This is a genomic window from Microbacterium sp. cx-55 (assembly GCF_021117345.1).
Lineage (GTDB): Bacteria > Actinomycetota > Actinomycetes > Actinomycetales > Microbacteriaceae > Microbacterium.
Map to the genome: position 1 here is coordinate 2,628,801 of NZ_CP088261.1, position 18,439 is coordinate 2,647,239.

The following is an 18,439-nucleotide window of genomic DNA, read 5'->3' on the forward strand; positions in this document are numbered from 1 at the left end:
GGAAGACGCCCCGACCGAAGTCGGGGCGTCTTCCGAGACGAGTGGGTCAGACCATCTTGGAGACCTGGTCGAACGACAGCTCGACCGGGGTCTCGCGCTCGAAGAGGGAGACGAGCACGGTGAGCTTGCCGCTCTCCGGCTTGATCTCGCTGATCGAACCGGGAAGACCCGCGAACGAGCCCTCCTTGATGGTGATCGTCTCGCCGATCTCGTAGTCGACCTCGGCGATGACGCGGGCCGCAGCCGGCGCTCCCTTGGCGCTGCCGCCCTTGGCGGGCGCGACGTCCTCGACGACGACGAGGCTCTTCAGCATGTTGAAGGCCTCCTCGAAGCGGAGCGGCGTCGGGTTGTGGGCGTTGCCCACGAAGCCGGTGACGCCGGGCGTGTGCCGGACGACCGACCAGGTGTCTTCGTTGAGCTCCATGCGCACGAGCACGTAGCCGGGGATCCGGACGCGCGTGACCATCTTGCGCTGACCGTTCTTGATCTCGACGACGTCCTCCATCGGGACCTCGACCTGGTAGATGTCTTCCTCGACCTCGAGCGTGGACTTCCGCTGCTCGATGTTGGCCTTCACCTTGCGCTCGAATCCGGCGTAGGAGTGGATGACGTACCACTTGCCCTCGAGGGCGCGGAGCTCGGCGCGGAACGCCTCGTACGGGTCTGCGTCCTCGTCGTCGGCATCCGCGTCACCCTCGAGCGGGATGTCGCCCGCTTCTTCGACCGACTCGGCGTCGTCGACGACGGATGCGGCGGCGTCGATCTCGGAGACCAGCTCCTCGTCGAGGACGGGAGCGTCGGGTTCGCCGTTGATGTCGGGACCGTCGTAGGGAGTCACTTCGTCCGCCTCCTCGGCTTCACGTTCTGCCTCTTCGTCGGCGAGCGACTCGGTGAGCACCTCGGCGGCGGCTTCGGCCTCGGCGGCCTGATCGATCTCGAGCGCGTCGTTCACGATGGCATCCGCCTCGGGGTCGTTGACGTCGACGATGTCGATCTGGTCGGCGTCGGAGTCGGTGTCCTCATCGTCGCCATCGACATCTTCGATGTGCAGGGCGGCGTGCTCAGCGGACTCGACAGAACGCTCCTCTGCGGCGAGGACGTTGCCCTCCTGGGCTTCGTCGTCTTCGCTCGACTGCTCGGCAGCGGTCGCCCAGTCGGCGTCGTCGGTGTATTTCTCAGACACTTACGTACTCTCTCGTTCGTGGCGGGGGCGAACCGCCCGCGTGCGCGATCTCAGACGGCGGGAACGCCGAAGACGACGGTCGTCAGCCAGACGAAGAGCACGTCGAGGCCGTACACCACCGCCATCATCACGATGACGAAACCGAGGACCACGCCGGTGAACTTCAGCAGTTCCTTGCGGGTCGGGGTGACGACCTTCCGGAGTTCCGCGAAGACCTGACGGATGAAGATGACGAACCGCGCGAAGACATTCGGCTTCTTCTCGCGCGCGCCGCCGCCCGTGGCGACGACCTCGCCCTTCGTTTCGTCCTGGACCATGCACCCACCTGAATCACTTAAGGGCTGCCAGCATGCGCTGGCGCGCAGGGCGGACAGGAATCGAACCTGCAACCTGCGGTTTTGGAGACCGCTGCTCTGCCAATTGAGCTACCGCCCTAGAGACCGAATGGTCTCGCGCCCGCACTCATGCCGTGTCCGTTGTCTGGGGCTACCCGTAGCCGGGCACGGCGAAAGAATGCAGACTTCAACTGCATGCTCCAGTGTACGGCATGCCCAGGGGCCTCGCGAATGCGGTCCGGCTCACTCGGTCAGGCACGGCGTGAACACGGCGACCACGAAGGCGGGCCCTTCGGGGGTCAGGGTGACCACGACGTCGTGCTCTGAGATCCACGCCGACTGCTCGGATGCGGCGGGCCGGATCGGCGTCCACTCCTCCGGATCGAGCGTGTCGCCGAGCGCATCGAGGATGCCGGCGGCCTCGGCCTCGTGCGCCGTGATCGACAGCGTGCCGGTCGCCGTGTACGACGTCACGGTGCCCTCGTCGTCTCCCGTGCACGCCTGATCCGCAGGAGGGGAGGTCTCCAGACTCCGGAGGATCGCCGCATCCGTCTCCCCCGCGTGCGACACCAGGTCTTCGAACACCGCCTCCGCCTCGCTCTTCACGAGCGCGGGGTCGGGGACGGCACAGCCCGCCAGAGCGATGAGAGCGGCGAGCGCGAGCGGCGCGGCGAGCACCCGCTGACGCGTCACGGGCGCACCACCGGACTGACCTCGTAGGCCTCCGCGACGGGTTCGGTCACCGGCACCCCGAGGGAGGCCAGGTGGTCGAGGAACCAGCCGTCGTACCATCCGTCCACATCGCACGGCGCCGAGCTGTTGGCGTACTGCCAGGCGGGGATGCCGTGCTGGTAGACCGCCCGGCAACTGGCGTCGGATTCGAGCTGAGCACCGTACGCGTCACCGTCGACGCCCACGCGTTGCGCGGCGAGGAACGCCGGGTAGAAGGTCTGGTACTGGTACCAGTGCATGACCTCGTGCACGAAGATCGCCCAGACGCGTCCCTCGGTGCCGGGCTCCCAGGCGAGCATCACGGAGTTCGGGAACCGCGTATCGAAGCAGCCGCCGAGCACGAGCGTGTACGGCCCGCTTCCGCCCGCCTCGTAGCCGCAGTTGTCGGCGCCAGCGTCGAACACGAGCTGCACCTGCGGTGCCCCGATCGAGTCCAGGAATGCGCGACCGGTCGGGTCGCCGCCGGGCATCGCGGTTCCGCCCGGGTTCGGCACCGGATCGGGCGGCGCGGTCGTTCCCGTGCGCCACTGCGCGGCCTGTTCCTGCTCGGCATCCCACGATGCGCGGGCGTCGCGGTAGGCGGTCGCCTGCTCGCCGATACGGGCGGTCGTTTCGGAGATCCGCGCGAACTCCGCATCCACCACGCTCTGCTGCGCCGCCGAGACCGTGCGGGCGGCGAGCGCCTCGGCGCGCGCGTCGAGCAGCAGGCGCGCGGTGAACGCGCCGGCGGCCCCGAGGACGAGGACGATGGCCAGGATCGTGAGGGAGACCCACACCCAGCGGCGGCGACGCGGCGGGGGCGGACCCCACACCGCGACCGGAGCGACGCCAGCCTCCGCATCCCCCGTCGGCGCCACTCCCGCGGCGACGTCGGGGGCACCCGCGCCCGGGCCCGGAGCGGAGAAGAACTCCGGCCCGGGTCCGTCGCCCGAGGGGCGCTGGTCGCTCATGGGTTCATCCTGCCCTGCCCGGGCGCGCCGCGCCGCCACCGTGCGCGCGTCGGCGCCGGCAGCGGCGCTCAGCCGGCGACGCGGACGAGCTTCTTGTTGACGAACTCGTCGGCCGCCAGCAGACCCATCTCGCGAGAGGTGCCCGAGCGCTTGACCCCACCGAAGGGCAGTTCGGGCGAATCGGCCAGCACGCAGTTCACGTAGACCATGCCCGCATCGATCGCGTCCGCGACGCGGTCGGCCTGCTCCGGGTCGGTCGTGAACACGTACGAGCCGAGCCCGAAGCTCGTGTCGTTCGCGAGGTGCACGGCCTCTTCCTCCCCCGCGACGCGGTAGACGACGCCGGCCGGGCCGAAGAGTTCTTCGCGATAGACGTCCATCTCCGGCGTGACGTCGGTGAGGACGGTCGGGGCGAAGAACGCGCCATCGCGCGTTCCGCCGGCGACGAGCCGCGCTCCCTGCGCGACGGCCGTGTCGATCTGCTCCTGCAGGCGCTCCGCCGCCGCCACCGACGACAGCGGGCCGAGGATCGTGTCCTCCGCGAACGGGTCGCCCACCTTCGACGACGACATCGCGCGGGTGAACTTCTCGAGGAAGTCGTCGTACAGCTCGTCGGCGACGATGAATCGCTTGGGCGCGTTGCAGGACTGCCCGTTGTTGTCGAGGCGCCCGTCGACCGCGGCGGTCACCGTCGCGTCGAGGTCGGTCGTGGAGAGCACGATGAACGGATCCGATCCGCCGAGCTCGAGCGCGACCTTCTTCAGGTGCCGTCCGGCGAGTTCGGCGACGGCCGCTCCCGCACGCTCCGACCCCGTCACCGAAACCCCCTGCACGCGGCGATCGGCGATCACCGTGGCGGCCTGGTCGTTCGTCGCGTAGAGGTTCACATACGAACCCTCGGGCGGACCTGCATCCGCGTACATCTGCTCGATCGCGGCCGAGGACTCCGGGCACTGCGGCGCGTGCTTCAGCAGGATCGTGTTGCCGATCGCGAGGTTCGGCGCGGAGAACCGGGCGACCTGGTAGTACGGGAAGTTCCACGGCATGATCCCGAGCAGCACGCCGATCGGGGCCTTCCGCACGACCGCGGTTCCGTCGCCGAGGATGTCGAGCGGCTGATCGGCCGTGATGCGCTCGGCGTTGTCGGCGTAGAACTCGGTGATGTCGGCGGCGAAGTCGACCTCGCCGAGCGCCGCCTCCGTCGTCTTGCCGACCTCCCGCACGATGATCCGCGCGAGTTCATCGCGCCGCTCGCGGTGGAGCTCCGCGACGCGGCGCAGCAGCGCTGCTCGCTCCGCCACAGGGGTGTCGCGCCAGACGCGGAACGCCGCATCCGCCGCGCCGATCTTCTCCTGCAGCTCCTCGTCGGTGAGGGTCGGGTAGGTGGCCAGCGTCTCGCCCGTCGCCGGGTTCACGACCGCGTATTCGCTCATGGGGGTACTCCTCGTGGGTGGGGGTCGAGTGGATGCGTCAGCGACGCGCGCGTCGGAGGCTCGACGGAGCATCCAACGAGAGGGTCTTGCCGCGGAAGAAGTCGGGGCGCACGACGGACTGCCAGATCATGATGGCGACGCCGAGCAGGATCACGGTGACCCCGAGGATGAACACGAGGCCGAGGTCGCCGATGCGGGAGCCGCTGCCGTAGTCGGGGTCCATGCTGTCGATCAGCGTGCGCACGAACAGCACCGCGAGGATGACGCCGCCGATCAGCGGGAAGAGGAACGTGAAGAAGACGTTCCGCACGGAGTCGAACCATTGCTTGCGGAAGTACCAGACGCAGGCGAAGGCCGTGATCCCGTAGTAGAAGCAGATCATCATGCCGAGGGCGGTGATGGTGTCCCAGAGCACGTTCTCGCTGACGAAGCGCATGACGGCGTAGAACGCGGATGCCACGACGGCCGAGACGATCGTCGCGTACCCGGGCGTGAAGAACCGCGGGTTGACCTTCGCGAACGCCGGCGGAAGTGCTCCGTAGTGGCCCATGGCGAGGAGCGTCCGCGCGGGCGAGACGAAGGTCGACTGCAACGATGACGCCGAACTCGTCAGCACCGCGAGCGAGACGAGGAACGCGAGTGGTCCGAGGATCGGGCCGGACAGCGCGAAGAAGACGTTGCTCTGGATGTCTTCGTTGCCGAGCCCGAACTCCCCGTCACCCACTCCCGCGTACATGATCAGCGCGACCGCCAGCAGCAGGTAAAGCGCGACGATGATGACCACGGTGAGGGTGGCGGCGCGCCCCGGCGTCTTGTCGGGGTCCTTCGTCTCCTCGTTCATCGTGAGGGTGACGTCCCACCCCCAGAAGATGAAGATCGACAGGGAGAGGCCCGCGACGAGCGCCGTCACCGACGACACCGCGAACGGGTCGAACCAGGCGATGTCGAACGGGGTCGCATCGAACGCGGAGCCGTTCAGGGTGGCGACGATCGCGGCACCCGCGAAGAACACCAGCACGATCACCTGGAACCCGACCAGGAAGTACTGCAGCTTCTGCGTGGTCTGCATGTCGCGGTACGACACCAGCGTCGCCGCCAGCATGAACAGGAGACAGACCGCCACGTTGATGAACGGGTTGAACGCCAGGTCGGCGATCGAGGGGTTGTTCGTGATCTGCGCGATCAGGAGGAACAGGAACTCCACGGCGATGCCGGCCAGGTTCGAGAGCACCAGGATGGTGGCGGCGATGAGGCCCCAGCCCGCCATCCAGCCGATCCAGGGGCCGAAGGCGCGCGTCGCCCACGTGAACGAGGTACCCGAGTCGGGCATCCGGTTGTTCAGCTCGCGATAGCCGAACGCGACCAGCAGCATCGGGATGAAGCCGACGAGCATGATCGCCGGCACCTGCACGCCGACCTCGGACACGGTCGGGCCGAGCGCCGCGGTCAGCGTGTAGGCGGGGGCGATACAGGAGATGCCGATGACGATGGCGCCGATGAGGCCCACCGTTCCGGCACTCAGTCCCTTGCTGGAGAGCCCGCCGGTCTCGTCGGACACGGGAACCTGTCGTTCGGGTGCACTCATGATCGGGCTCCTTCTCCGCCGCGCGTACGCGGAACGACCACCATCGGAACGGGCAGAACGTGCAGCATCTTGGCCGCCGTCGACCCGAGGAACAGGCGTCGGGGCTGGGCGAGTCGGCTCGAACCGACCATCGCGATCTCGCCGGGCAGCCAGTCGATGCGCTGCACGGCCTCCTCGATGCTGTCGCCGGTCGCGGTGACGACATCGGCCGCGACATCGGCGGGAAGCGCGGCGCGCGCCTGGGCGAGCACAGCGTCGGCGTGGGTTTCGCCGGTCAGACGGATGACGCCGGTGTCGACGCCCGCGGGCAGATCGACGGTGGCGAGCGACAGGAGCCGGAGCGTTGCGCCGGTCGCTGCAGCGAGGGCGACCGCCTCCGCGAGCAGCACGTCGCCTCCCGGGCGGGTGCCGACCGCGGCCGTGACGCGGGACACACCCTCGGCGACGTCGACCTCACGCGCCCCCTCGGGGGCGAGGACGACGGGCACATCGGAGTAGTGCATGAGTTCGCTGGCGACCGTGCCCAAGCGGTGGCGGCCGCGGAGTCCGCCGTTGGCCGCTCCCACGACGATGTACGAGGCGTCGAACTCGCCCGCCGCCGCCACGAGTCCCTCGGCGAACGACTCGGCGTGCCGAACGTGCCCGTCGTGGCGCACCGCATCCGACACCGTCTCGCGCGCCCGCTGCAACCACTCCGCCGCGGTATCGCGAAGGTGCCGGTTGTAGCTGGCGGCGGGTGGGGTGATCACAGAACGGTCCTCGTTCGGCAGCACCATGACGACATCGAGGACGGATGCGGAGGCCGCCGCCATCCGGACGCCGAGGGCCAGCGCATCGGCGCCGGCGTCGGTCGCGGTGTAGCCGACGACGATGCGGCCGCTCACGCGCGCAGCTCCCCGACGATGTTCTCGGCGGCCAGGCGCCCCATCCGGATCGCGCCGTCGACGTGCTGGTAGCCGGCGCCGGCGAGGTCGCTGCACGCGAAGTGCATCGGTCCGACGGGCGTGCGGAGGTCGGCGCCGTAGCGGTGCAGTCCGCCGAGGTCGAAGCTCGCCGCGTACGCACCGCGGGTCCATTCCTCGCTCCCCCAGTCGCTCTCGTAGTAGACGACCGTGTTCTTCGCTTCGGGCCCGTAGTAGTGCGAGAGCGATTCGAGGATGCGGTCTTTGCGCTCCTCCGCGCTCAGCCGGAAGACGTCGTCGGCGTGCTGGTCCGAGACGAAGCCGACCAGCGTGCCGCGTTCGTCCTCGTGGTTGGTGTTGTCGTAGGCCTCGTGCACGAGTTCGTATGGGCTGAAGGCCGTCGCCGACAGGCCCTGCTCACGCCAGAACGGGCGGTCGTACACGGCGTGCACCTTGATGACGAAGCCCATCGACAGGTGCTGGTGCATCTGGTGCTGCAGCCGGGGCAGGGCGGGAACGAACGAGATCCGGTCGTAGAGCACCGGTGCGAGGGCGAGGATCACGCGGCGACCGCGCACCGTCATGCCGTCGGCGACGACGGTCGCGCCCTCGTCGCTCCACTCGATCGTGCGCACCGGCTGATTCAGGTAGACGTCATCACCCAGCCGCTCGGCGAGCAGCTGCGGCACCTGCTGCAGGCCGCCGACCACGCGCTTGTCGAGGATGAAGTCCGCGTCGACGAGGTGGGAGAAGCTGCCGGCGCTCGCCGCCATGAGGAGCGCCTGCAGCGTGGAGAACGTGTGCGCGGGCTTCGTGAGCATGGCGCCGGCGATGAACAGTGCGATGTTCTGCACGGCTTCGGCGTCGTCGGTCTGCTCTTCGAGCCAGGACTGGAATGAGACGCGGTCGAGGGCCTCGGCGTCGGGCGTCTCCCAGGGGCGGTCGGGGTCGACCTGGGCGACCAGCGCATCGAGTCGGTCGATGAGGTCGACCATGATCTTCTCGGTCTCGGGGGCGACCGGGAAGATATCGCCGGTGAAGCGGGTCAGGGCGCCGTTCGGTCCGATGTAGACGCTCTCGCCGTCGCGGTACCGGCTGTAGGTCTCCAGGCCCAGGTCGGCGACGGTGTCGATCAGCGCGTGCTGGTCGGGTGAGACCCACTGTCCGCCGATCTCGAGCATTGCACCGTCGATGACGTCGGTCCACAGGCGCCCGCCGACGCGGTCGCGCGCCTCGAGCACCGCGACCGAGAGGCCGGCCTTCCGCAACTCGTTGGCGGCGGTGAGGCCCGCGGCCCCCGCGCCGACGATGACGACATCTCTTGTGATCTCACTCATACTGACTCCTTCGTCTCGGGTGCCCCGTCGCGGACGGGGCAGGGTGTTCGTCAGTTGTCGGCCAGGGCCGCGGCGACGACATCGAGACCGTCGTTCAAGAGGTCGTCGCCGATCGACAGCGGCGGCAGGAAACGGATGACGTTACCGTACGTGCCGCACGTCAGCACGATGACGCCCTGCGCGATCGAGGCCTTGGCGACGGATGCGGCGAGCGCCGCATCCGGTTCTCCGGTCTCGGCGTCGATGAACTCAGCCGCGACCATCGCGCCTTTGCCGCGCACGTCGCCGATCCGCGGGTCGCTCGCCTGCAGCTCCCGGAGGCGCCCCGTGAGGATCTCACCGACCTCGCGCGCGCGTTCCAGCATCCCGTCGTTCTCGAAGACGTCGATCGCGGCGAGCGCCGCGGCGCAGGCGATGGGGTTACCGCCGTACGTGCCGCCCAGGCCGCCGGCGTGGGACGCGTCCATGATCTCGGCGCGCCCCGTGACGGCGGCGAGCGGGAGTCCGGCGGCGATGCCCTTCGCGGTCGTCACGAGGTCCGGCACGATGCCGAACCCGTCGCTCGCGAACATCTCGCCCGTGCGGGCGAACCCGGTCTGCACCTCGTCGGCGATGAAGACGACGTTGTTCGCCCGGCACCACTCGACGAGCGCCTCGAGGAATCCCTCGGCGGGCACGATGAAGCCGCCCTCGCCCTGGATCGGCTCGATGACGATCGCCGCCAGGTTGTCGGCGCCGACCTGCTTCTCCATCATCGTGATCGCGCGGCGTGCCGCATCCGGGCCGCTGAGCCCATCGCGGAAGGGGTACGACAGCGGGGCGCGGTAGATCTCACCGGCGAAGGGACCGAAGCCGCTCTTGTACGGCATGGCCTTCGCGGTGAGCGCCATCGTGAGGTTGGTGCGACCGTGGTAGCCGTGGTCGAAGGCGACGACCGCGGGCTTACCGGTGTACTTGCGGGCGATCTTGACGGCGTTCTCGACCGCTTCGGCACCGGAGTTGAACAGCGCGGTCTTCTTGACGTGATCGCCGGGGGTCAGGCGGTTGAGGGCCTCCGCGACAGCGACATACGACTCGTACGGCGAGATCATGAAGCACGTGTGGGTGAACTGCGCGGCCTGCGCCTGCACGGCGGCGACGACCTTCGGATGCGCGTTTCCGACCGTCGTCACGGCGATTCCAGACCCCAGGTCGATGAGCGAGTTGCCGTCGGCGTCGACGACGATGCCGCCGCCCGCGGCGACCGCCTGGATCGGAACGGTGTGCCCGACGCCCGCGGGGACCGCATCCGCCTTGCGAGCGAGGAGTTCCTGCGACCGCGGACCGGGGATGGCGGTGACGAGACGGCGCTCCTGAACGAGCGAGGGTCCGCCGAGCGGCACGGCGGTGGCGTCGATGAGGGTCATGGCCGCGAGCGTATGGCCGGCGCCGAGCGCGACGCACTCGCCCGTTCGTATACGCTGCGTTGCGGATGCGCCACGATGTACACCGCCGTGTGTCGTACGCGCGCCTCCGACCGAGGGGAACACCCATGACCGCACCGCCGGTGGAGAAGCCGACACTCGACACTCTGCTCGCCCGCACCGATCTGCACCTTCGACTCGAGTACGAGGGGGCGGACGGATCGCTCGAGCGTCGCATCCGCGGCGTGCACAGTTCAGATCTTCCCGACCCGACACCGTTCCTCTCGCAGGATCTCGCCCTGCTGACCACAGGCACGCAGTTCGTCACCGTCGACGACCCGGGTCTCTACGACGAGTACGTCCAACGGCTGCGGACGCGCGGCGTCGCGGCGCTCGGCTTCGGCACCGAGGTCGTGCGGGACGGCATCCCCGCGCCGCTCGCCGACGCGTGCCGTGCGCACGGCCTGGCCCTGTTCGAAGTGCCGTACCGGACGCCGTTCATCGCGGTCGCCCGCGCGAACAGCGAGACGATCGCCGCCGAGCAGTACGCGCGTCGCAGCTGGGCGCTCGCGGCGGGCCGCGCTCTGTCGCTCGCGGCGCTCCGGGCAGACGGACTGTCGGCCACCCTCGACGAGCTCTCCCGCCAGCTGGACTGCTGGGTGGGGCTGTTCAACGCGACGGGAACGCTCGCGCACGAGCGCCCCGAGGGGGGTCTCGCCGCATCCGTCGCCGCGCAGTTGCGCACCGAAGTGGGAACGGTGCTGCGGCGCGGGGCGCGGGCAGGTTCCGCCCTCCGGATCGACGACGTGCCGTTCACGCTGCAGACGCTCGGGCGCGGCGGCCACCTCCGGGGGGCGATCGCCATCGCCTCGGGCGACCTCGACCAGGAGGCCCGCGGCGTCGTCACGACGGTCGTCGCGATGGCCGGACTCGCGCTCGAGCAGCAGCGGAGCCTCGTCGACGCGCACACCGCGCTGCGGGCGGGACTCGCCGCATCCGTCGCCGTCGATGAGTCGACCCTTCCGCGCCGCGTCGCGCGCGCCGTCTGGGGCGGCTTTCCCGCCGCACCGGTCGTCGTCGGGTTGGCCGGACCGGAGGTGCTGCGCCGCGACGACGCGCTCGCGTGGTTGGAAACCATGGCAGCGGAGACCGGCGGCGGGTTGTTCTTCGGCGGAGCGGCCGGTGGGATGCTGCTGCTCGTGGGCGCGGACCGCCACCACCTGCTCGGCGAGTTCGCCGAGCGCTTCGAGATCTCGGTCGGGGCGTCCGAGCCGACGACGCTCGACGCCGTCTCTGCGGGGATCGCTCAAGCCCGGGTGGCACGCGAGCGCGGCGGCAGCGGGCTGAGCGATTTCGCGGCCGTGCGCGGCAGCATCCTGAGCGTGATCGCCGAGGAGCGCACCCGGGTGCTCGCCGCCGCCGAGCTCGCACCGTTAGTGGCCCACGACGACGCGGAGGGCACGCGCCTGGTTGCCACGCTCCGCGCCTGGCTCGACAACGACGCGTCGCACGAGTCCGCCGCCCGGGCACTGGGCGTCCACCGCCACACGGTGCGGGCGCGCCTGACGCTCGTGGAACAGGTGCTCGGCCGTGACCTCGCCTCGTTCGCCGCCCGCGCCGAGCTGTGGTTGGCCCTGCAGTCGTTGGGATGACGCGGGGCGCGGGTGGCGCCGATGGCGCTGCGGCGCTGCGGCACTGAGGCGCTGATGGCGCTGCGGCGCTGAGGCGCTGCCCGCATCCTGAGCTCATGTCCCGATATTTGCGGAGCGTGTCCCACTTTTTGTCGCTATGAGTCCGGGATAGCGGCAAAAACTGGGACATGCCGGGAGGTGCTGGGACACGGAGTATCGTTCGCTCATGCTTCCGATCGAAAACCTCCTGGCGTTCATCCTCGCGTCGGTGGTCATCATCGTGATTCCCGGCCCGAGCGTGCTGTTCGTGATCGGGAGGTCGATCGCTCTCGGCCGCCGCGCCGGCGTGCTCAGCGTCGTCGGCAATGCGCTGGGCACGATCCCCGCGGTGCTCGCGGTCGCCTTCGGTGTCGGCGCGATCGTCGCGTCTTCCGTGGCGGCGTTCACCGTGATCAAGATCGCGGGTGCGGCATACCTCGTCTACCTCGGCATCCACGCCATCCGCCATCGGAACGCGCACGTGCCGGGAGCAGAAATCGCCCCCCGTTCCGCCCGCACACTCCTCGCGCAGGGCTTCATCGTCGGGCTGACCAACCCCAAGACGATCGCCTTCTTCGTCGCCGTGCTGCCGCAGTTCGTCTCCCCCGCGGCGGGTGCCGTGTGGGCGCAGCTTCTGCTGCTGGGCATCACCTTCCAGCTCCTCGCCCTCGCGTGCGACAGCGTGTGGGCCGTCGCCGCCGGCACCGCCCGCACCTGGTTCGCGCGGTCGCCGCGACGCATCTCGACGCTGTCCGGCGCCGGCGGGGTCATGATGATCGGGCTCGGCGGCACCCTCGCCCTGACCGGGGCGAAGAGCTGACCCCGCCGCGCTGAGTCGGGCCCCGCTCAGACCGGCGCGTGCGCGGCGAGGAACTCGTACACCTCGGTCGTATCGACGCCGGGGAACGCGCCGGTCGGCAAGGTCGCCAGCAGCGTTCGCGGCGTCCGCACGTTCGGCCACGAGTTCTCTCGCCACGCCGCCTCGAGATCGGCCGGCGCGCGACGGCAGCAGACCTCGACCGAGTGCTTCGAGACGCCGCGGTTCGGGGTGTCTCGACCGAGGAACCACTTGGTGTCGTCGAAGCGCACGCCGACGCTCACCGAATGCTGGCCCTCGCTCGAGTTCTCCACACGCGCCGTGCACCAGTACGTGCCGTTGCCGGTGTCGGTGTACTGGTAGTACGGATTGAACCGGTCATCGACGTCGAACACGACCCGGCTCGTCCAGCGGCGGCAGCACAACTGCCCCTCGATCGCTCCCAGCCGGTCGGCGGGGAAGTTCACGTCGTCGTTCTCGTAAGCCTTCGTGATCGTGCCCGACTCGTGCACCTTCAAGAAGTGCACCGGGATGCCGAGGTGCACGCTCGCGAGATTCGTGAAGCGGTGGGCGGCGGTCTCGTACGACACCGAATACAGGTCGCGGAGATCCTCGATCGAGATCGCCCGGTCGGCTTTCGCTTCGGCGAGGAACGGCACAACATGGGCCTCGGGGATCAGCATCGCGCCGGTGAGGTAGTTCGTTTCGACGCGCTGCCGCAAGAACTCGGCGTAGCTCGTCGGCTCCCGATGCCCCAGGATGCGGCTCGCGAGCGCCTGCAGCACGGCCGTGCGCGAGTCGCCCTTCTGCGTGACCTTGCTCGAGAGATAGAGCCGGCCGTGGGCGAGGTCGGCAACGCTCCGGGTGGTCTGCGGCAGATCGGCGACGTAGTGCAGTGTGAACCCGAGATGCGCCGCGATGTCGCTCGCGGAGCGCTGCGTGAGCGGCCCGCCGGGATGGCCGACCGCATCCAGGATGCGGCGTGCCTGCTCCTCGAGGTCGGGGAAGTAGTTGTTCTGCTGCCGCATGAGGTGACGGAGGTCGACGTTCGCGCGCCGCGCCTCCTCGGGCGTCGCGGCGCGTTCGTCGCGGAGGCGTTCGATCTCGCCCTGCAACGCCAGCATGGCGCGAAGCGCGTCATCCGGCACCGACTTGCCGACCCGGAACGGCGCGATCCCGAGGGCCTGGAAGGTCTGCCCGCGCATCGCCCGCTCCAGCGAGATCTCCAGGGACGCGCGCTCGTCCAACGGTTCGGCCTCGAGCAGCGCATCGATCGTCGATCCGAGCGCCTTCGCGATCGACCGGAGAAGAGTGAGCTTGGGCTCCCGCTTGCCGTTCTCGATCATCGACAGCTGGCTCGGGGCACGGTCGACCGCGGCCGAGAGCTCGTCGAGGGTCATCCCTCGCTGCGCACGCAACTGCCGGATGCGGCGTCCGATGGTCAGCGCGTCGGCTTCGGCATCCTCGCCATGCAGATCTTCTGTGATCGTCATGGACCGGATTGTGCCACGAGAACAGAAGAACGAGCAATCTTCTCCTCACGAATGCCGGTTTCGGGGGCTGTTCTTCACTCAGAGTGGAGCCACGAACCCGCCGGGACAACGATCGTCCCCGCATCCGATCACAGGAGACCGACATGACCATCCACGCGACCCCCGGCCAGCCGCCCCTCCGTGCGGGCGACCAGACGCAGACGGCGACGGAGCTTCAGGAGATCTGGGACACCGACCCGCGCTGGGATGGCGTCTCGCGCACCTACACCGCCGACGACGTCGTCCGGTTGCGCGGGTCGGTCCGTGAGGAGAGCACGCTCGCGCGCCGCGGCGCCGAGAACCTCTGGAACCTGCTGCACACCGAGGACTACATCCGGGCGCTCGGCGCCTACACCGGCGGCCAGGCCGTGCAGCAGGTGCGCGCGGGCCTGAAGGCGATCTACCTCTCCGGCTGGCAGGTCGCGGCCGACGGCAACCTCGCCGGGCAGACCTACCCCGACCAGAGCCTCTACCCCGCGAACTCCGTGCCGTCGGTCGTGCGTCGCATCAACAATGCGCTGATCCGTCAGGACCAGATCGAGCACGCCGAAGGAGAGATCACCCGCGACTGGATCGCCCCCATCGTCGCCGACGCCGAGGCCGGATTCGGCGGACCGCTGAACGCCTACGAACTCGCCCACTCGCTCATCCAGGCCGGAGCCGCCGGCATCCACTGGGAAGACCAGCTCGCGAGCGAGAAGAAGTGCGGCCACCTCGGCGGCAAGGTGCTCGTGCCGACGCAGCAGCACATCCGCACGCTCAACGCGGCGCGTCTCGCGGCGGATGTCGCCGACGTCCCCACCGTCATCATCGCGCGCACCGATGCGCTCGCGGCCGACCTGCTCACGAGCGACGTCGACCCGCGCGACCGCGAGTTCACGACCGGCGAGCGCACCGAGGAAGGGTTCTACCGGGTGCGCCCAGGACTGGATGCGGTCATCAGCCGCGGCCTCGCGTTCGCGCCCTACGCCGACCTGCTCTGGGTCGAAACCGGCGAACCCGACATAGAGCTCGCCCGCGCATTCGCCCACGCGGTGCACGCCGAGTTCCCCGGCAAGATGCTCGCGTACAACTGCTCGCCGAGCTTCAACTGGAAGCGTCACCTCGACGATGCGCAGATCGCGACGTTCCAGGCGGAGCTCGCGGAACTCGGCTACGCGTTCCAATTCATCACGCTCGCCGGATTCCACGCCGTGAACTACTCCATGTTCGATCTCGCCTCCGGTTACGCCGACCGCGCCATGAGCGCCTACGTCGAACTGCAAGAGGCCGAGTTCGCGGCCGAGTCCCGCGGCTACACCGCGACTCGGCACCAGCGCGAAGCCGGGACGGGCTACTTCGACCACGTCTCGACCGCGCTCAACCCCACCAGCGCCACCCTCGCGCTGCACGGCTCGACCGAGACCGCCCAGTTCCACTGAGCGCGCCGCGGGCTCGGGCTCGGGCTCGCTGCTCGGGCTCGGGCTCGGGCTCGGGCTCGGGCCTCGCTCCCACATCCCGCTCACGTGTCGCAATCCGCCGCCACCCCGACAGATCGCGCCACCCGAAACACCTCCTCCTCCCCCGCTCACGTGTCGCAATCCGTCACCACCCACGACAGATCGCGCCACCCGAAACACCTCCTCCCCCGCTCACGTGACGCAATCCGTGCTCGGACGGGCGGATTGCGACACGTGAGCCCGCCCTCGGGCGTCGAACAGAAAGCCAGATCATGACCCTCACGGACACGGGCTCACCGCCCCGCACCTCTGCACCGACACCCGCCTCCCGGCCCACGATCGAGATCCTGGGCCGACCCGGCGACCGCTACGACGAGATCCTGACGCCCGACGCTCTGGTGTTCCTCGCCGAGCTGCACCACCGTTTCTCCGGACGACGCCACGACCGGCTCGCCGAGCGGATGCGGCGCCGCTACGAGATCGGCAACGGACACGATCCGTCATTCCGCGCCGACACCGCCTGCATCCGGAACGACACGACCTGGCGGGTCGCGGGCGCCGGTCCCGGTCTCGAGGACCGTCGCGTCGAGATCACGGGGCCGACCGACCCGAAGATGACGATCAACGCACTGAACTCGGGCGCCAAGGTCTGGCTCGCCGACCAGGAGGATGCCACGAGCCCCACCTGGAAGAACGTCATCGAGGGCCAGCTATCACTCCGCGACGCGATCCGCGGCGAGCTGTCGTTCACGAACGCCGACGGCAAGCGATACGAGGTCACCGCTCCCGAGACGCCGACCATCGTGATGCGTCCGCGCGGGTGGCACCTGGTCGAGAGCCACCTCCGGTTCACGGATCGCCGCGGCCGCGCGATGGCCGCATCCGGTTCGCTCGTCGACTTCGGCCTGTACTTCTGGCACAACGCCGCACGACTCATCGCGAGCGGCCGGGGTCCGTACTTCTACCTCGCCAAGATCGAATCGAGCGAAGAGGCGGCACTCTGGGACGACGTCTTCACGTTCAGCGAGCAGCAGCTCGGCATCCCGCACGGCACGATCCGCGCGACCGTTCTGATCGAGACGCTGCCGGCGGCGTTCGAGATGGACGAGATCCTGTACGAGCTGCGCGATCACTGCGCCGGGCTCAACGCCGGACGCTGGGACTACATCTTCTCGATGATCAAGAACTACCGCGGCCGGGGCGCACGGTTCGTGCTGCCCGACCGCAGCCAGGTCACCATGACGGTGCCGTTCATGCGGGCGTACACCGACCTGCTCGTGCAGACGTGCCACAAGCGCGGCGCGTTCGCGATCGGCGGCATGAGCGCCTTCATCCCGAACCGCCGTGATCCCGAGGTCACGCGGCAGGCGTTCGAGAAGGTGGCGGCCGACAAGAAGCGCGAGGCCGGCGACGGGTTCGACGGCACCTGGGTTGCTCACCCCGACCTCATCCCGGTCGCGCGTGCCGAGTTCGACGCCGTGCTCGGCGAGCGTCCGAACCAGCTCGACCGGCAGCGCGACGACGTGCAGGTGAACCCGGCCGACCTGCTGGACGTGCACATCGGCCTGCCGATCACCGAGGCGGGAGTGCACGGAAACGTGTCAGTCGCGGTGCGCTACATCGAGGCGTGGCTGCGCGGCCTCGGCGCCGTCGCGATCGACAACCTGATGGAGGATGCGGCGACCGCCGAGATCAGCCGCTCGCAGGTGTGGCAGTGGATCCACCAGGACCGCGCCACCGAGAACGGTACGCGCATCACCCGCGAGTACATCGAGGGACTCATCACGCAGGTGCTCGGCGAGGTCCCCCGCCACGACGGCGATCGGTTCGAGGATGCCGCCGACGTGTTCCGCGAGGTCGCGCTGGGCGCCGAGTTCCCCACCTTCCTGACGCTGGTGGCCTACTCCCGCTACCTCGTGGAGGTGTGACCGCACCCGTCACACCGCGAGACGGGATCTTCGGGCCGAGACCGTGGGGTTGCCCCGCAGTCTCGGCGCCCGGATCCCGTCTCGCGGTTAAGAGCCTGCGCCGGTCGGGTCAGGGCTGGAGCAGTGCGAGCATCTCGGGCGGGGCAGCGCGGGCAGCCAGGTCGGGGCCGACGACCCGCTGGCATCCGTCGAGCTCGACCGTGAAACCCGCCGCGGCGTGCCCGGTCGGATGCGCGACGACGAGGACGGATGCGGTCGCCACGCAATGGCCCGCGGACGGCGCCCCGGCGAACGACGCGAAGGCCTCCCCCGCGGCGACGGCATCGAGCTCCTCGGCGTAGGTGAACGTCCCGAGATCATTCGACGTCAGCGACCCGCCGTCTGTCGACGGAACCCCGACTGCATACCGGCACAGCTGCATCCCCTGCACTTCGGCGGCATCCGGCAGGGCCGGCGGCTCCCAGGGAATCACCTCGACCGGGTCGCCGCCGAGCTCGGACGCTTCCGCCACGACCCCCGCGCCGGGTGCGACGCCGGCCAACGCCACGAGCATCCCGGCCGTGGTGGCGCAGCCGGCCGCTGTCGCTGCATCCGATTCCACCAGCGCACGCTGCACGAACGTCGCCTCCGTCACCGTCAGCGCGGCCAGCGCGGCCTCGATCCGCTCGAGCACGTCCGGCCGGGGCTCAGGGCACGCTCCCATCGGGTAGGGCACGCGGATGTAGCGGCCCTCGGCATCCGCCAACCAGAGTTCGGGCCCCATCCACATGACCGCCGAGCACGCACCCATGGTCGGTGCCTCGTCCGGCTCCGTCAGGGCCGCGAGCAGGTCGGTCAGGTCTCCCTCGAGCCGCTCATTGAGAGGGCCGGCCCACGTTCCGATTTCATCCCGCTGAGACGCCGACAGGGTGCAGCGCTGCACGGCCACCGGCGTGAACCCTTCCGGCACGTTTCCGGCCACGACGCCCTCCGCGGGGCCGAATTCGTCAGCGCAGACCACGGCGTCGACGGGCACGGCATCGGGCCGAGGTGCGCCCGTGAGGAAAGGGATCGTTCCGGCGGCACACGCGGTTAGCACACCGACGAGGGCGAGAACCGCGACAGCGTGGATTCTCCGCATGCCTCCACGGTAGGCACTGGCTAGTCCGTGATCGACAACGAGTGGCTAACGATCGGGCACGCCCGGCGGCGTG

The 18,439-nt window shown here is 69.5% G+C and carries 15 protein-coding genes and 1 tRNA gene; 4 read left to right on the forward strand and 12 right to left on the reverse strand.

The genetic code is table 11. From position 1 onward, the window contains the following. Nucleotides 1–46: 46 nt before the first annotated feature. The 10 genes from nusG to gabT all read right to left on the reverse strand — a co-directional run bounded on the left by nusG (nt 47) and on the right by gabT (nt 9,863). Entirely contained in the window at nt 47–1,183 is a 1,137-nt protein-coding gene (gene nusG, locus LQ938_RS12425; RefSeq protein WP_223722758.1) for a transcription termination/antitermination protein NusG, read from the reverse strand. A 50-nt stretch (nt 1,184–1,233) separates the two neighbouring features. Next, entirely contained in the window at nt 1,234–1,500 is a 267-nt protein-coding gene (secE, locus tag LQ938_RS12430) for a preprotein translocase subunit SecE (protein ID WP_223722757.1), read from the reverse strand. 45 nt (nt 1,501–1,545) lie between these two features. Beyond that, nucleotides 1,546–1,618, reverse strand: a tRNA-Trp gene (locus tag LQ938_RS12435). Nucleotides 1,619–1,761: 143 nt separating this feature from the next. After that, the gene (locus LQ938_RS12440; RefSeq protein WP_223722756.1) at nt 1,762–2,211 is read right to left on the reverse strand and encodes a hypothetical protein; all 450 of its coding nucleotides are present in this window, start codon (nt 2,209–2,211) and stop codon (nt 1,762–1,764) included. Next, nucleotides 2,208–3,200: a hypothetical protein gene (locus tag LQ938_RS12445; protein WP_223722755.1), complete on the reverse strand. Its 993-nt coding sequence runs from the start codon at nt 3,198–3,200 to the stop codon at nt 2,208–2,210. The genes LQ938_RS12440 and LQ938_RS12445 overlap by 4 nt, the downstream gene beginning before the upstream one ends. A 68-nt stretch (nt 3,201–3,268) precedes the next feature. Further along, nucleotides 3,269–4,633, reverse strand: coding sequence for an NAD-dependent succinate-semialdehyde dehydrogenase (locus tag LQ938_RS12450; RefSeq protein ID WP_223722754.1), 1,365 nt, complete (start codon nt 4,631–4,633; stop codon nt 3,269–3,271). Between the two features lie 37 nt (nt 4,634–4,670). Further along, nucleotides 4,671–6,218, reverse strand: a complete 1,548-nt coding sequence (locus LQ938_RS12455) for an APC family permease (protein ID WP_223722753.1) — start codon at nt 6,216–6,218, stop codon at nt 4,671–4,673. After that, the gene (locus LQ938_RS12460) at nt 6,215–7,102 is read right to left on the reverse strand and encodes a universal stress protein (protein WP_223722752.1); all 888 of its coding nucleotides are present in this window, start codon (nt 7,100–7,102) and stop codon (nt 6,215–6,217) included. Before LQ938_RS12460 ends, LQ938_RS12455 begins: the two co-directional genes overlap by 4 nt. Further along, nucleotides 7,099–8,457 (reverse strand): flavin monoamine oxidase family protein, encoded by a 1,359-nt coding sequence (locus tag LQ938_RS12465; RefSeq protein ID WP_223722751.1) that lies wholly within the window; start codon nt 8,455–8,457, stop codon nt 7,099–7,101. Before LQ938_RS12465 ends, LQ938_RS12460 begins: the two co-directional genes overlap by 4 nt. 50 nt (nt 8,458–8,507) lie before the next feature. After that, complete coding sequence (gene gabT, locus LQ938_RS12470; protein WP_223722750.1) at nt 8,508–9,863, reverse strand: 4-aminobutyrate--2-oxoglutarate transaminase; 1,356 nt, start codon at nt 9,861–9,863, stop codon at nt 8,508–8,510. Nucleotides 9,864–9,988: 125 nt separating this feature from the next. Here gabT and LQ938_RS12475 point away from each other — a divergent pair, with 125 nt between their 5' ends. Both LQ938_RS12475 and LQ938_RS12480 read left to right on the forward strand, forming a co-directional pair. After that, a complete protein-coding gene (locus tag LQ938_RS12475; protein WP_223722749.1) occupies nt 9,989–11,512 on the forward strand; it encodes a PucR family transcriptional regulator in 1,524 nt (507 codons plus the stop codon). Nucleotides 11,513–11,717: 205 nt separating this feature from the next. Further along, nucleotides 11,718–12,350: a LysE family translocator gene (locus tag LQ938_RS12480; RefSeq protein WP_223722748.1), complete on the forward strand. Its 633-nt coding sequence runs from the start codon at nt 11,718–11,720 to the stop codon at nt 12,348–12,350. 26 nt (nt 12,351–12,376) lie between these two features. Here LQ938_RS12480 and LQ938_RS12485 read toward each other — a convergent pair whose 3' ends face one another. Further along, a complete protein-coding gene (locus LQ938_RS12485) occupies nt 12,377–13,840 on the reverse strand; it encodes a helix-turn-helix transcriptional regulator (protein WP_223722747.1) in 1,464 nt (487 codons plus the stop codon). Between the two features lie 143 nt (nt 13,841–13,983). Here LQ938_RS12485 and aceA point away from each other — a divergent pair, with 143 nt between their 5' ends. Together aceA and aceB are read left to right on the forward strand one after the other, a co-directional pair. Further along, nucleotides 13,984–15,300: an isocitrate lyase gene (gene aceA, locus LQ938_RS12490; protein WP_223722746.1), complete on the forward strand. Its 1,317-nt coding sequence runs from the start codon at nt 13,984–13,986 to the stop codon at nt 15,298–15,300. 290 nt (nt 15,301–15,590) lie between these two features. Then, nucleotides 15,591–17,246: a malate synthase A gene (aceB, locus tag LQ938_RS12495; protein ID WP_223722745.1), complete on the forward strand. Its 1,656-nt coding sequence runs from the start codon at nt 15,591–15,593 to the stop codon at nt 17,244–17,246. 109 nt (nt 17,247–17,355) lie between these two features. Here aceB and LQ938_RS12500 read toward each other — a convergent pair whose 3' ends face one another. Beyond that, the gene (locus LQ938_RS12500) at nt 17,356–18,366 is read right to left on the reverse strand and encodes a hypothetical protein (protein ID WP_223722744.1); all 1,011 of its coding nucleotides are present in this window, start codon (nt 18,364–18,366) and stop codon (nt 17,356–17,358) included. Nucleotides 18,367–18,439: the final 73 nt, after the last annotated feature.